Annotated in this window: 15 protein-coding genes; 5 read left to right on the top strand and 10 right to left on the bottom strand. The window is 60.2% G+C overall.

Annotation, left to right across the window (positions count from 1 at the left end):
- Nucleotides 1-189 precede the first annotated feature (189 nt).
- Together KRR23_RS03920 and KRR23_RS03915 are read right to left on the bottom strand one after the other, a co-directional pair.
- Nucleotides 190-624: a DUF1801 domain-containing protein gene (locus tag KRR23_RS03920; RefSeq protein ID WP_216741434.1), complete on the bottom strand. Its 435-nt coding sequence runs from the start codon at nucleotides 622-624 to the stop codon at nucleotides 190-192.
- A gap of 59 nt (nucleotides 625-683) precedes the next feature.
- Nucleotides 684-1,757, bottom strand: coding sequence for a GlxA family transcriptional regulator (locus KRR23_RS03915; RefSeq protein WP_216741433.1), 1,074 nt, complete (start codon nucleotides 1,755-1,757; stop codon nucleotides 684-686).
- Nucleotides 1,758-1,832: 75 nt separating this feature from the next.
- On the opposite strand from KRR23_RS03915, the gene KRR23_RS03910 reads away from it, so the two are divergent.
- Together KRR23_RS03910 and KRR23_RS03905 are read left to right on the top strand one after the other, a co-directional pair.
- Entirely contained in the window at nucleotides 1,833-2,474 is a 642-nt protein-coding gene (locus KRR23_RS03910; RefSeq protein WP_216741432.1) for an HD domain-containing protein, read from the top strand.
- A 132-nt stretch (nucleotides 2,475-2,606) separates the two neighbouring features.
- Entirely contained in the window at nucleotides 2,607-2,999 is a 393-nt protein-coding gene (locus KRR23_RS03905; RefSeq protein ID WP_216741431.1) for a glutathione S-transferase N-terminal domain-containing protein, read from the top strand.
- Nucleotides 3,000-3,064: 65 nt separating this feature from the next.
- Here KRR23_RS03905 and KRR23_RS03900 read toward each other — a convergent pair whose 3' ends face one another.
- The 5 genes from KRR23_RS03900 to KRR23_RS03880 form a co-directional block, all read right to left on the bottom strand.
- Entirely contained in the window at nucleotides 3,065-3,778 is a 714-nt protein-coding gene (locus KRR23_RS03900) for a class I SAM-dependent methyltransferase (protein WP_216741430.1), read from the bottom strand.
- A 112-nt stretch (nucleotides 3,779-3,890) separates the two neighbouring features.
- Entirely contained in the window at nucleotides 3,891-6,548 is a 2,658-nt protein-coding gene (locus tag KRR23_RS03895) for an ABC transporter permease (protein ID WP_216741429.1), read from the bottom strand.
- Nucleotides 6,545-7,222 carry an ABC transporter ATP-binding protein gene (locus KRR23_RS03890; RefSeq protein ID WP_216741428.1) on the bottom strand — a complete coding sequence of 226 codons (678 nt, stop codon included), beginning with the start codon at nucleotides 7,220-7,222 and terminating at the stop codon, nucleotides 6,545-6,547. Before KRR23_RS03890 ends, KRR23_RS03895 begins: the two co-directional genes overlap by 4 nt.
- Nucleotides 7,203-7,892, bottom strand: coding sequence for an ABC transporter ATP-binding protein (locus tag KRR23_RS03885; protein ID WP_216741427.1), 690 nt, complete (start codon nucleotides 7,890-7,892; stop codon nucleotides 7,203-7,205). The genes KRR23_RS03890 and KRR23_RS03885 overlap by 20 nt, the downstream gene beginning before the upstream one ends.
- A gap of 1 nt (nucleotide 7,893) precedes the next feature.
- Nucleotides 7,894-8,472, bottom strand: a complete 579-nt coding sequence (locus KRR23_RS03880) for a hypothetical protein (protein WP_216741426.1) — start codon at nucleotides 8,470-8,472, stop codon at nucleotides 7,894-7,896.
- Between the two features lie 270 nt (nucleotides 8,473-8,742).
- On the opposite strand from KRR23_RS03880, the gene ppnN reads away from it, so the two are divergent.
- Together ppnN and KRR23_RS03870 are read left to right on the top strand one after the other, a co-directional pair.
- Nucleotides 8,743-10,116 (top strand): nucleotide 5'-monophosphate nucleosidase PpnN, encoded by a 1,374-nt coding sequence (gene ppnN, locus KRR23_RS03875; protein WP_216741425.1) that lies wholly within the window; start codon nucleotides 8,743-8,745, stop codon nucleotides 10,114-10,116.
- Nucleotides 10,117-10,214: 98 nt separating this feature from the next.
- A complete protein-coding gene (locus KRR23_RS03870) occupies nucleotides 10,215-10,775 on the top strand; it encodes a histidine phosphatase family protein (protein ID WP_216741424.1) in 561 nt (186 codons plus the stop codon).
- Between the two features lie 10 nt (nucleotides 10,776-10,785).
- Here KRR23_RS03870 and KRR23_RS03865 read toward each other — a convergent pair whose 3' ends face one another.
- Both KRR23_RS03865 and KRR23_RS03860 read right to left on the bottom strand, forming a co-directional pair.
- Complete coding sequence (locus KRR23_RS03865) at nucleotides 10,786-11,697, bottom strand: pyridoxal-phosphate dependent enzyme (protein WP_216741423.1); 912 nt, start codon at nucleotides 11,695-11,697, stop codon at nucleotides 10,786-10,788.
- A gap of 141 nt (nucleotides 11,698-11,838) precedes the next feature.
- Complete coding sequence (locus KRR23_RS03860) at nucleotides 11,839-12,180, bottom strand: DUF190 domain-containing protein (protein WP_103316018.1); 342 nt, start codon at nucleotides 12,178-12,180, stop codon at nucleotides 11,839-11,841.
- A gap of 262 nt (nucleotides 12,181-12,442) precedes the next feature.
- Here KRR23_RS03860 and KRR23_RS03855 point away from each other — a divergent pair, with 262 nt between their 5' ends.
- Entirely contained in the window at nucleotides 12,443-12,721 is a 279-nt protein-coding gene (locus tag KRR23_RS03855) for a DUF3303 domain-containing protein (RefSeq protein WP_103316019.1), read from the top strand.
- A 288-nt stretch (nucleotides 12,722-13,009) separates the two neighbouring features.
- On the opposite strand, the gene KRR23_RS03850 is transcribed toward KRR23_RS03855, so the two are convergent.
- Nucleotides 13,010-13,798: an ABC transporter substrate-binding protein gene (locus KRR23_RS03850; RefSeq protein ID WP_103316020.1), complete on the bottom strand. Its 789-nt coding sequence runs from the start codon at nucleotides 13,796-13,798 to the stop codon at nucleotides 13,010-13,012.
- Nucleotides 13,799-13,832 lie beyond the last annotated feature (34 nt).

Genomic DNA, 13,832 nt, shown 5'->3' with positions numbered 1-13,832 from the left:
AATCCCCCCGACCACCACGACGTGTGTTGGCTCAATCCCCCTTGGTTAACCGGCAACTCAAATGGAGTCGCCAACAACGCCGCCCTGGCGACGCATGTATCAAGCCTAGCATCGGCTTTTAGAAACCGTTTTACATTATTCGCCTGGGCACTTTGCGCAGATGAACACAGCCTGATCCCGCAGGGCCGCTCATCCAGCCGATTTGGCGCGAGCGCCCGCCCGCACCGATGTGTTCAGTGCCACAGCAGCGCGGATGAGCGCCGTCAGCGCTTTTTCATCAAGCCTGTCACCTTCGTGGACATCAATCGCACGCCGGGTGTTGCCTTCGAGGCTGGAGTTGAAGAGGCCTGAAGGGTCCTCGAGCGAAGCGCCCTTGGCAAAGGTCATCTTCACGACCTGCTTGTACGTCTCACCGGTGCAGATGATTCCGCCACACGACCATACCGGAACCCCTCTCCACTTCCATTCCTCAACCACGTCAGGAACAGCCTGCCTGATCAGCGCCCGGACCCGGGCGAGCGTTTCGCCGCGCCAATCCCCCAACTCCTTGATCCTCGCATCGATCAACTGAGAGGCAGAGCCTTCTCCCTCTCCTTCCTTTGCGCCGACCTTTTCCTTCTTCATGGTGGTTGTCATCCGCTTCATGGTAGTTGCCGCTCAGCCGCCACTTGAATTGGGCATGCCTAAGCGGGCTCGTTAACGGGCGCGAAACGTTGTGCGTACTCCTTTGGGCTCACCCCCATGCGTCGCACGAAGGCTTTTCTGAGCACGTCGACACTGTGATAGCCGCACCGGCGCGCAATCTCCTCCATCGATCGCTTTCCCAGCTCTATTTGCCGACAGGCCGCTTCGACCCGGACGTCCTCGACGTACTTCGCAGGCGTTGTCTTGAATTCGCGCTGAAACATGCGAATCAAGGTCCTCACACTGGTGGCGAGCCTGTCTGCAAGTATCTCAACCGTAAGCTCCGTATGTAGATGCTCACTGATCCATACGCATAACTCATCCAGGCTCGAACCTGTCGCATGCTGCGACTGGAGTGCGACGCTGAACTGTGCTTGACCGCCTGGACGTCGCAGAAACAGAACCAGATTTTTCGCGATCTCCAAAGCGATGTCGTCACCCAGATCTTCGCTGACCAATGCGAGCGCAAGATCGATTCCCGCCGATATGCCTGCCGAGGTGTACAGGTTGCCGTCTTTGATCCAAATCGGGTTGGGGTCCACCCGCACGTTGGGATAGCGATCGGCCAGGCTGCGTGCCATCCGCCAATGGGTGGTTGCCTTTCGACCATCCAGTAGCCCTGTTTCGGCCAAGGCGAACGCCCCGACACAGATCGAGCACACACGCCTGAAATTTCCGGCTCGCGTGCGGATCCACTCGATGGCGGTCTGATCCAGCTGATCCATGGCTTTCCAGCCCGACGTCACGATCAACGTGTCGATGGCCTTGTTTTCAAGACGCTCCTGTTCAAGCGTCTTGTGCGCCAGAAGTGCGATGCCGGTGCTGCTCTCCAGGTGTTCATTGGCACCCGCACAAACGAGTTCGAGTGCGTAGGGAGCAGAGTCACCGCGGTACAGATTGTTGGCATAGGCAAACACCTCTGCCGGGCCGATCACATCAAGCGAATCCACGGGCGGCAAACCCAGAATCACCACTCGTTTTTGCGCCACGCCGATAAAGGAATGATTTGATTTCGTCGTAATTCTCACCGCGATCTCCCGCATAGACCTGACACGCACATTGGCACAAATCATCTGAAAATAGTCAATTTGGCCAATCACGCCTATTTAGAATGAACTGCAAGCCAACTTCATCCCCCGGGAGCAAACATGAGTACACCTGTCATCATCGGCGGCTTCAGCGCTCCAGACTCTGAGCTCGCTCGCAAGGCCTCCTTCCTTGTCGAACGCGTTCACTCGACCGCGCTCCTGCACCATGTGCATCGCACGTGGTGGTTCGCCGAATTCCTCGGTCAGCAGCGAGGCCTGAAATACGACCGTGAGGCCGTCTATCTCGCCGCCCTGTTGCACGATCTGGGGCTGACGTACGAATTCGCAGCCGACCAGCGTTTTGAGGTCGACGGTGCCGACGCTGCCAGCCGCTTCCTGTTGGAAAACGGTTACCCGGAATCGAAAGCCGAGCTGGTTTGGGATGCGATCGCACTTCACTCTAGCGCCGGCATCGCCGACCGCAAACAGCCAGAGATCGCCCTGATCTACATGGGCGCCCATGTCGACGTGATGGGATTACGGCTGGAAGAAGTCACGCCATCGCTGGTCGAGGATACGCTGGCCCTCTACCCCCGTATTGGAATGAAAGCCGCGTTTACCCAAGCGGTCGCCGAAGTGGCCAGGAAGAAACCTCACACGGCGATTGGCACCGGGCTCGCTGATGTCGGACGTCGTCACGTGCACGGGTTCAATTGCCCGAATGTGTGCGACCTGATTGATCACGCGCCTTTCGATAGCTGACTGCGTACGCGCAAACCGGCAAGCGTTCAAGGGGTGAGCACTAGCGGCGTATGCGTTTGGTCTTGAAGACATACGCATACGCCGCGTCTAAATTGGTATTCACTCAATGCGGATGTTTCCAGGGAGTGCCTGATGAACCCCAAAATAGAGCTGTATGGCGCGCATACCGGCAACAGTCTGAGGGCTGCAATAGCCTTGGAAGAAGCAGGTATCCCCTACGCCGCGCGGAAACTGAATTTGCAAGCGAATGAGCAACGCGACTTGTCGTACCTGGCGCTCAATCCGGCAGGAAAAGTCCCAACCCTGGTCGACCCTACATCGACACCCCCGCTGATCATTAACCAATCAAACGCAATCATTCAGTTCGCTGATGCAAAAGCTCCCGGTCGGCTCGCACCCGCGCATCGTGGACCGCAGCGCGACCGGCTGGACAGGGCTGTACTTCCACGCTTATCACGCTGGTTCGACGCGATCGAAGCCAGGCCGGCAGTACAGCGAGGATTGAAAGCATTCCAGGATCACTGAGCGCTACCCCGCAGACCTTATTGTGTGCGCTAAAGAGTTCGACGACTCCTGCACGGACGTTGAAATCATTTTTTGCGGACCAGCCATGCGCCCCAAAATAGACTGGAGAAGAAGCGGGTTGCGTCTCCAAATCCAGTATCGTGCAGCAACTGTTGAACCGCTGCTTCTGAGTGAGGTGGGTCAGCGCCTTGAAGAATTTTATCCAGCTTGGCTTTGACTTCATCGGGACGGGCACCCTGCTGTCTCCATCGTTGCGCCCAGGCGTCGAGCAGTAGAGGCTGGCTGGCATAAGCATAATGATTCCCTGCCAGAATCAACGGCGCACCGGGCTTGAGACGGTCCCGAACCGATCGCAGTAGAGAGCGCTTGGCATCGTCTCCGTCCAGATGATGAAGCACGCCGATTACCGTGGCCGCATCGTACAGCTCGCTCGAAGGCAGGTCGTCGAGTGTCCCGAGATGGATGTCCGTTCTTTCCAGCAAATCGTTTGCCAGCAACTGCTGCGTTGCTGCCGCCAACATAGGCTCTGACGGATCGACGGCGGTAAAACGCCAGTTCGCCTCCAGCGCTGCCATCGCCAGAATTTCCTGGGCGGTGCCACCCGCGCCGACCACCAGCACCTTCACTGAACTCATACCTGCGAGGCTTGCCGCCAGCATGCACGCAGACAAGTCGTGGCAGGCGTCATACCCCGCCAAGGCAATGCGGCTTTGTTGTGCGTATTCATTCGCGCGCGACGTATCAAATTTTTCAGAAGCATTGAGCGGGGATGATTTCAAGGCGATTCTCCATGTGGCCTCAAATCAAGCTACTCCACACAAAACCATAATAAAAATTCATTAATTTTATAAACTGCATTCCTTATAGGAATAAATGTTGGCGTTGCGAATTCTACAGTTCGCGCATTCGCTGTACCGCCGGCACTCGCGTATCACGCAAAGCCCCCTGCACGGCGAGGACGATTGACAGCAGCGCGAGAAGATTCAGGGCGACCAGATAGTGCCACGGGATCTCGAGACTCTCGGGTGGAGGATCAAAAACGCCGGTCAGCAATTTGACGAGCATCCAGGCCAAACCGAACCCCGTCAGCGCCCCCAGGCTGGCGCCGGCAACGAACTGCAGCAGCGCCTCACTCCAGATGAAGGCGCCGAGCTGTCGAGGCTTGGCGCCCAATGCCGAGAGAATGGCAAACGTCCGACGCCGTTCAGCCAGGCCGAGAGCCAGCATTAACCCACTGGCGCCGGTCACCATCAGCACGGCGAAACTCAATTCCAGCAGCGCGAGCCCGCGAAGGTCGACCGCCGTCAGGCCGGAAGCAATCAATCGGCGCGCCTCAAAGAGGTCGCTGACCTTGCTGCCCGACAGGTCGGCAACCACCTTTCGGGCAGCCTGGGCCACCCTCTCAAGATCCGCCGCATCGCTGCGCAGCAAAACGATTTCAGCGCCCTGCGCCCCTGTCTGCTGGCTGACATACGCCGCATTGGCGACCAGGAAGGAATCATGAGGCGCTGTCGGAAACTCCCGCACCAAGCCGATAAAATGGAAGGGTACGCTGTGGTACTGCTGGTCGACGCTGCTCTGCAGTCGCAGGTTCAATTCGTCGCCGAGCTGCAGCTGGAAATCCTGCGCGGTTTCCTCAGAGACCAGCACACCGTCCGGCGTCGTCGCCAACAGACCGAGCAGCGCCTCGGCACTTGCACCTTGAAAGTAGGCATCGACCAGCCGTGTTGCCTCGCCGATATGCAAGGGATCAATGCCATACAGATCCTGCAAATCGTTGCCCACGTAGGCATAGCGATGCTGTAGCGGCTGAGCGGCCGTCACGCCTGACAGTCGAGCCAGTTCGGGCAGACGACTGGAGGCCGGCGCCTGCATTGTGCCGGTGACGGTGACGTCGGAGCCGTTGGTCAACTCGGCATCGACCCGCGATTGAGCGCTGTAAGTCGTGTTGAAGATTGCCGTCGACGTGGCAAAGGCAAAGCCCAGTGCGACCAGCGCAATGCCCTGCGTCACGCGGCGGCGCTGCTGGCTGATGGACGCCGCCACCAGATCCGCCAGTGCCCCGGCCAGCGGCTGCAACAGGTACGCCAAGCGTCGGCGGCCATGCTTCAGTGCAAGTTCGCAGAGCCGCAGGATCAGCAACCCCATGCCCAGCCAGAACAGCAGCGGCGCGAGGAAGGCCTGGTAATCGATCTGGGCAGTCGGCACACCTTCCGGCGCCAACACCAATTGGTAACCGCTGCTTGAAGTGCGCCAGAGGGTCACTCCCGCCAGCCCCAGGCAGATAAAGTCCAGCCCGATGCGTTGCCAGATCCGTGGGCGCCCTTGCACGCCATCCGTGCGTGCCTGCTGGACGGTCACCTGCCGCAGGTCGTGCCAGGCAGGCAGCACAATGGCCATCTGCGCCAGCAGCAAGCCGATCAGCATGGCGATGCCCAGCCAGACAACGCTTGCCATCTGCAACAACCCGCCCGTCAACAGCAGCGGCGCCCATACCACGGCCAATACCACACCGACGACCCATCCGCCAATTCCCACCATGGCGGCCTCGGCAGTCGTCAACCAGAGAATATCGGCAACCACCGCACCGCGAATGCGCAGCAGCGCCTGTTCGCGCCGACGTCGTTCGCTGCCAGACGCGGCGACCGCCAATGTGAGAAACATCGCCAGCACACAGCCCGGCACGCCAAGAAACAGGAACAGCACGCGCGCATAAAGCGCATCGCCGCGCACCGCATCGAGCCGCGCGGCCAGATTGTCGGCGAGCACTCCACGCCCGGCGATGCGTGCTTGCAGATTGTGCGCGGCACGCTGACTGAAGATGAAGGCCGTTTCCGGGGAATCCGGCAGTTGGCTGCGTTCGAGTGCGATATGCAGTTGCAGCCGAACGGAGTCCGGCCGGACTTGCGCTTGCGGATCGAACAACGCATGCCAGAGCGGCAGCGCGAGCAATAGCACATTGTCCGGCGGCGCCTGAGGGGCCGCACCGGGCGGTACGCCGATAGCCTGGAACAGCGAGTCGGCGGTGGGCAGATCGACCACTCCGGTAATCCGCACTTCGGCGGTTGTCAGCCCGGGCCTTAGGATAGTCACCTTATCGCCGGGGGCTACGTGCAGATTGGCAGCCGTTTGTTGCGCGATCAGCACGCCGTCCTCGGTCCCTGACAGCAGACGAATCTGCCCCGGAAAGTCCCGGCCATAACCGTCGCCCAATCCTAGAACCTTGCCGGCCCCGGTGGTCTGTACGGTTGCGCCCGTTTGGGCCTGAAAACCCTCCACGCCGGCATAGCCGACCGTTTGTTCATGGTTGATGCGAGCGGCTTTGTCGGCGGCGCTGGAGATCTCCGCAACCACGTCTCCCGGCACCAGTTGAAGCTGCCAATCCACGGGGATTTCCCTGACCGCCCGGGCGGTCATGCTGGAACCGCTCTGCGTCAGAAAAGCCCCCAACAAGGCCAGCAGCGCAACCGTAAGACCGACGCCCGCCACGCTGCCAGCCAGTCGCGCCTTGCGCGCACGAAGCAGGCCGCCGAGCCAGAGCCAGATCATCGCGAACCTCCAGATCGCTCGCAGCCGCTCAGCCGGCCATGCTCCATCTGCCACTGAGTTTCCATCCTCCAGGCGATCACCGGGTCGTGAGTGGCAATCAGCAAGGCGCATTCACTCCCGGCCAGGTGCCGGAGCAATGCGTCAATCAGCGCATGACCACTGACCTGATCGAGTTGCCCGGTGGGTTCGTCGGCGAGGATCAGTTGCGGTTCGCCAACGATGGCCCGAGCCATGGCGACGCGCTGCATCTGTCCGCCGGACAGCGTTTGCGGTAATTTGTCGGCCAGCGATAACAGGCCAAAGGTGTTCAACGCAAAGGTCACGCGGTCAGCGCAATCCTTGGCGCGTCCAGCCATCAACAGCGGCAGGGCAACGTTCTCGGCCACGCTGAGTGAGTCCAGCAGGCTCGGTGCCTGAAATACCAGGGCAATCTTTTCCGGAAGCAACGACTCGACCGGCCCCAGCGTCGGCCACGTCAGGCTTCCATCACTGGGCTGATCGAGCCCGGCGAGCAGATGCAGCAGCGTCGACTTACCGCTGCCGGAACGCCCGACCAGTGCAATCCGCTGGCCGGGCCAGATGCGCAGAGTCGCTGAGCTCAGCGCTACCACGGCCTCCCCGGCCTGCTGGTAACGACGCCCCAGGCCGTTTGCCTCAACCAGTGGCGAGGTCATCGATCAATCCATTTTCAAGCAACCGTCCATCATCGAGTCGCAACAGGCGATCAGCCTTGCTCGCGAGTGCCGAGCTGTGGGTCGCGATCAACATCGAGCCGCCTTCACGACAACGTCCTTTCAGGTAGTCGAGGATGCTCGACTCAGTCGCCTCATCGACTTCGGCGGTCGGCTCGTCCGCCAGCAGCAACGCAGGCCGAGTGCACAGCGCCAGCGCCAGTCCGGCGCGCGCCAGCTCGCCGCCGGAAAGCTGCGACGGGCGAGCCTGCAAACGCTGAACAAGCCCCAGGGCCTGCAGCATGGCATCGAGCCCGGTCCGCTCGCGCAGGCCTGCAAGCTTCAGTTGCAAGGTTAGATTGCGCTCCAGGGTGAGGTGTTCGAAGAGGTTGCCTGACTGCATCAATATGCCGATATGCCGCGCACGCAAACCCGCGCGCTCGCGCTCGGTGCGCCTGGAAATGCGCTGCCCCATCACTTCGACAATGCCGCCATCCGGGTCGTCCAGCCCGGCCAGGCATGCCAGCAACGTGGACTTGCCGCTGCCGGAAGGTCCCGTGACCGCGACAAACTCACCTGCAGCGATCTGCAGGGACACCCCCTTGAGCGCCGCCGTCTCCACATCACCGTTGTGGTAGAAGCGGTAGAGCCCACTGGCCGAGAGCGGCAGCATCTCAGTTCCAGCGAACCGAATTGGCCATCAACTGCCATTGATCGACGTTGTCAGCACCCACCGGGGCCGACAGATCGAGGGCTGCTTGCCGGCCATCGCGATAAAACAGATAGCGTTCGTGCTCCTGACGTAACTGACGATGGGTCACGGGGTTAGGTTCCGAGTCAGCTTTATAGCGAATGCGGATAGCCGGCCCGCCTTTTAGCGTGACACTGTCCACTTTGCCCGGCTCGACGTTGTTTCCGGCCTTGACCAGTGCCGGCAACTCGACAGACCTGGCCGACGCCTCGCTGGGCGCGACTGTTGCCGGAGTAACGCTCACGTCAACCACGTTGTACTTGTCCGCGAAACGCGCGCCGTCTGCACGCTCGGTGCGTGCCCAGCCCTCTGGAACCTTCAATGAAAGCCCAAGCGGTGATTGATAGCTGACAAAAACCTGAGAGTCTGGAATATCGCCGGGCGGATTTTTTTCCTGCTGGGCAGCAAAAACACCGGGAACAGCTAGCCAAACGGCCACCATGAGAGCGGTGAGACGCAGACGAATGGCGAAGCGTGGGAAGTCTCGATCAGTGCCTCTCATGTTGGCCTCGGCGCGCAATCTTCCAGGCAGGTGACAACACCCGCCACCCCACTAAGCGTAGGTGACTTTCGATTGCCCGCCCGCCAGGAATCCTGTTTCATGGCCGTCCGGTTCATCATGAAACGAACGATCTGGCTTGCACCGGCCGCAATGTTTGCATTCATGCCCGGTCGCCGGAGAAGATCAAAGCAGCACGATCGCTCTGGCACTGACTATCCTGATGCTACTGAGCCTCTCGGGCTCGATAACATCGCTCTCAGGGAATATCGAATGACCGCAAGACAAGTAATCAATGCTTCGGTGAGCCCAAAGGGCAGCCTGGAGACGCTGTCCCAACGCGAAGTTCAGCAACTGAGCGCCGCAGGATCAGGCAGCATCTACTCTCTTTTCCGCCAGTGCGCCCTGGCAATCCTCAATACCGGCGCCCATGTCGACAATGCCAAGACCATTCTGGAAGCCTATCGGGACTTCGAGATTCGCATTCATCAGCAAGATCGCGGTGTCCGCCTGGAGCTGCTCAACGCACCCGCAGACGCCTTCGTCGATGGCGAAATGATCGCCAGCACCCGGGAGATGCTGTTCAGCGCCCTGCGCGATATCGTCTATACCGAGAACGAGCTGGACAGCCAGCGTATCGACCTGAGCTCATCCCAAGGCATCAGCGACTACGTCTTCCACCTGCTGCGCAACGCCCGCACCCTGCGTGCCGGCGTGGAGCCTAAAATCGTCGTGTGCTGGGGCGGTCACTCGATCAGCAGCGAGGAATATCAGTACACCAAGAAAGTCGGCCACGAACTGGGCTTGCGCAGTCTGGATGTGTGCACCGGCTGCGGGCCTGGGGTGATGAAAGGCCCGATGAAGGGCGCGACCATTTCCCACGCCAAGCAACGGATCACCCACGGTCGCTACCTGGGGCTGACGGAGCCCGGGATTATTGCGGCAGAAGCGCCGAACCCGATCGTCAATGAACTGGTGATCCTGCCGGACATTGAGAAGCGCCTGGAAGCTTTCGTCCGCGTCGGCCACGGCATCATCATTTTCCCGGGCGGCGCCGGTACTGCCGAAGAGTTCCTCTACCTGCTCGGGATCCTGATGCACCCGGACAACCGCGACCTGCCCTTCCCGGTGATCCTGACCGGGCCGAAGAGCGCGGAGCCGTACTTGCAGCAACTGCACGCGTTCGTCGGCGCGACACTGGGCAAAGACGCGCAGAGTCACTACGAGATCATCATCGACGACCCGGCCCAGGTGGCCCGGCAAATGACTAAAGGGCTCAAGGACGTCAAGCAGTTCCGCCGCGAGCGCAACGATGCATTCCATTTCAACTGGCTGCTGAAAATTGACGAAGGCTTCCAGCGCCCGTTCGATCCAACCCACGAAAACATGGCCAGCCTGCAACTGCGTCACGACCTGCCGCCCCACGAACTGGCGGCGAACCTGCGTCGCGCGTTTTCCGGCATCGTTGCCGGTAACGTCAAGGACAAGGGCATCCGCCTGATCGAGCAATACGGTCCTTACAAGATCCATGGCGACGCAGCGGTCATGCAGCCTCTGGACAAACTGCTGAAAGCGTTTGTCGCGCAACACCGGATGAAACTGCCCGGTGGCGCAGAGTATGTGCCCTGCTATCAGGTCATCAGCTAAAAATACCCTCGCGTCGACAGGCTCGGAACCGTGCGGTTCCGGGCCGCTCTTCCCGCCTCGCGATACGCTTCCCCCCAACACAGCCTGAGTGATTGCCAGTGCAGACCACCCGTTTGACCCTGATCTGTCACGCCCGGACAGCGGCCCAGAAACTGGCGCGCTTTGCCCTGGATGAATCAGTGGAAATGGACTGGCAGAACGCAAAAGGCTCATTGGCCAAGCGTTTCAAACGAACGCCACGCCTGCTCAGCGCACCGGAAGCCCGGGCCCGCGAAACCGCCGCGCTGTTTGGCGCGGACATGGAAATTGTCCCGGCGCTGCGCGATTGTGATTTGGGTCGCTGGAAGGGGCTGCGGATCAATGACCTGCAACGAGACGAACCCGAACTGCTGCACGCCTGGCTGAGCGACAGCACCCATGCTGCGCATGGCGGTGAATCGGTGGCCCAGCTCTGCGAGCGGATTGCAGCGTGGCTGGATACCCTGGTCAGCCAGCCTGGGCACATCCTTGCGGTCACTCACCCGTTTGTGATTCGGGCCGCGTTGATGCACGTGATGCAATGCCCGCTCGCGCTGTTCAACACGATTGACGTCGAACCGCTGGCCGCCGTCGAATTCCGCTACAACGGCCGTTGGCGACTGCGCCTGACGCCAGCCTGAACCCGTGACCTCAAAGGTTCTGCCAGCCGGCAACCTTCTGCGCACTGATACTGATCCCACCACACACGATGATTACCACATCATGGGCTGCGGCAATCGCCGGGTGATCCAGATACGCGACGGCCAGCGAGACACCGCACGCTGGCTCCACCAGTTGACGCAGGTCATCGGCATAACGGACGACGCCCATGATGGCCTCGGCATCCGTCAGCACGACACACGTGTGCGGGAAGTGCTGGATGTGCTCAACCGGCCATTGCGCAACTTGCAGCGCCCCGAGTGAGCTGGCAATGCTGCTGATTTCAGAGAGTTTGACCGGATGCCCGGCCTTGACCGCGGCGTCGAATGACGCTGCGCCTTCGGTTTCGCAGGCAATGATCCGGCAATCCAGCCGGGCGTGGCGTTCCAGGCCGGTGAGGATCCCGGCCAGCAAACCACCGCCGCCCACCGACGCCACTATCGTGTCGACCTGAGGGCAGTCCTGCAGAATTTCATCGATCATCGTGCTGTGCCCTTCCCACAGCGTCGGGTGGTCGAACGCCGGCACGTATTCGGTATCGGGCGCCTTGGCGAGTTCCAGCGCCAACTGGTTGGCCTCGTCCCACACCTGACCGTGCACGATCACTTGTGCGCCGGTTTTGGCGATTCGCGCCCGGGTGCTTTCCGGGGTGGTGTGCGGCACGATGATGCTCGCTTGCAACCCCAACGCCGCGGCGGCCACTGCCGTCGCATAGCCGGCATTGCCGCCGGACGGGCAGACCACTTTTTTCATGCCCTGCTCGGCCGCGCGGGTACAGAGCAGGCCCATGCCGCGCAACTTGAATGAACCGCTGGGTTGCAGGTTTTCCAGTTTGAGCCAGATTCGCCGGCTGGGCGTCGAGAGCCCCGGATGGAGTATCAACGGTGTTCTGATATGCAGCATCACGGGCATCCTGATCAAAAAAAAACGGATAAATAGAAGGCTGGTACCGGTGCTGGCAAAGGTACATTCGACGAATGCCCCCAGGACCGGGCTATACCGCTGAGTTTAGACGTCGGCGCCTTCCTGGCTCGGCCAACACTATCAAACCTGGTGGCCGGACGGCTCGGCCCTTTTGCCCACGATTCCAAATTCAACCGGCGCCTTGATGTAAAACAAGGCAATGTCTTCGGCCTCGAGCCGCTCGAACAGGCGAGTGCACTCTTCTTCGGTAATCGCCAGGCGGATCTCGGCGGGCTGATCGCCCATCTCGAAAAAATGCGCGGAATGCAGTTTCCCGGAATGCCCGAAGCCTTCGATACCGGTTGCCAGAGTGGCCCCGTGCAGGCCCATTTCTTTCGCCAGATCGATGAGCCAGTCACCGAGCATTTTTCCGTGATGACGCCGGTTTTGCTGAGTAAAGAAAATCACCAGAAAACCTTGCATGACGGATCTCCTCTTCAATGGCCTCGATGACTCAACATAAACCCGCCTTGCCGAATATTGAAGTGCCCGGGATTTGTTGCAGAGGCGGTAAAGAAGATCAGCGGTCATACGCCGCATTCAGCAGGCTGCTATGCCTTCTCATGGGAGCTGTCGATCAAGTCAGCCGAGGGAGGCGCTGAAAACAGATGCGTGGCCAGGGTCGCGGCACCCACCTTGTGCGCGCAGAGAAAAACCGGTGCCAGCCCCTGAAAGGAGGTGGCAGATGCTCTACATCGTCAGTTGGTCAATCACTCCGGAACGTCGTAATAGCGCGATCGAACGTTTTCTCAAAACAGGCGGAGCCCCACCAGCAGGCGTCAAGATGCTGGGACGCTGGCATGCCGTAGGACGCATGACCGGTTTTGGTGTTGCAGAGGCCAGTGATGTCACACTGATACAGAAATGGGTGCTCGAATGGAGCGACCTGCTGGCCATGGAGATTCACCCTGCATTGACGGATGAACAGGCCGCGCCGCTGCTGGCGGCGGCACTTGGCAAGTGATATTGATCGTTCCCACTCCCGCGTGGGAACCGCCCCTCACCCTAACCCTCTCCCCAAAGGGGTGAGGGAACTGACCGAGGTGTTTTTTCGAGTTACATCGACCTGAAAGTCCGAGTCGAACTCAGGTTTGAAAGGCCCGGAGATCTGCTCCCTTTCCCCCTCTCCCCTATGGGGAGAGGGCCGGGGTGAGGGAGGGATTTCAGATCAGAACAGAGCATTCAGACGCTGAGTTTTCTTGACTGACCAGCATTAGCCCAGGTGACGGCTCTGCTCAGGTATCGACCGGACTTACTTCGCGCCGTAGATATCGAAGTCGAAGTACTTTTTGTTGATCTTCGCGTACGTGCCGTTGGCGAGAATGGTCGCCAGGGCCTTGTTCAGGTCTTCGCGCAGTTCAACGTCACTCTTGCGCACGCCAATGCCGTCACCGACGCCGAAGAAGTCCGGGTTGTCCAGGGTGCCGCCGGCAAACTCGTAGTCCTTGCCTACCGGTTTATTCAGAAAACCGTAGCTGGCCTGAATCGAGCCCTGCAACGACGCATCGAGGCGCCCGACCACGAGGTCGGCGTAGACCTGGTCCTGATTCTGATAAGAAAGAATCTCTACCCCCTGCTTGCCCCAGACCGCTTTCGCAAAGGCTTCCTGGGTCGAGCCCTGCTCCACGCCGATGCGCTTGCCTTTGAGCGACTCAACGGTCGGCTGCAGATCCGATCCGCGCTTGATCACCAAGCGTGCCGGCGCGTTGGAGACCTTGTCGCTAAACGCAATCTGCTCCTGACGCTTGGGGGTGACGGTCATCGATGACGCGATAGCGTCGAACTTGCGCGCCAGCAGCCCTGGAATCATCCCGTCCCAGCTGCTTTCAACCCAGACGCATTTAGCGTGCAACTCTGCACACAGCGCGTCGGCGATGTCGACGCCAAAGCCGGTCAGCGTGCCATCCTGGTTTTTGTATTCCAGCGGTGGGTACGTCGGGTCAATACCCAGTCTCAACACTTTGCCGGACCAGTCGGCCGCACCGGCCAGGCCGGATGCCGTCATGAAAACCAGTGAAACCGCCGCGATCATCTTATTCATTGTTATTGTCCTCCAGGGGTTCGCCGAGTCGGGT

The sequence above is a fragment of the Pseudomonas sp. CVAP#3 genome (genome assembly GCF_018986375.1).
Lineage (GTDB): Bacteria > Pseudomonadota > Gammaproteobacteria > Pseudomonadales > Pseudomonadaceae > Aquipseudomonas > Aquipseudomonas helvetica.
This window is presented reverse-complemented; position numbering and strand designations above follow the sequence as displayed.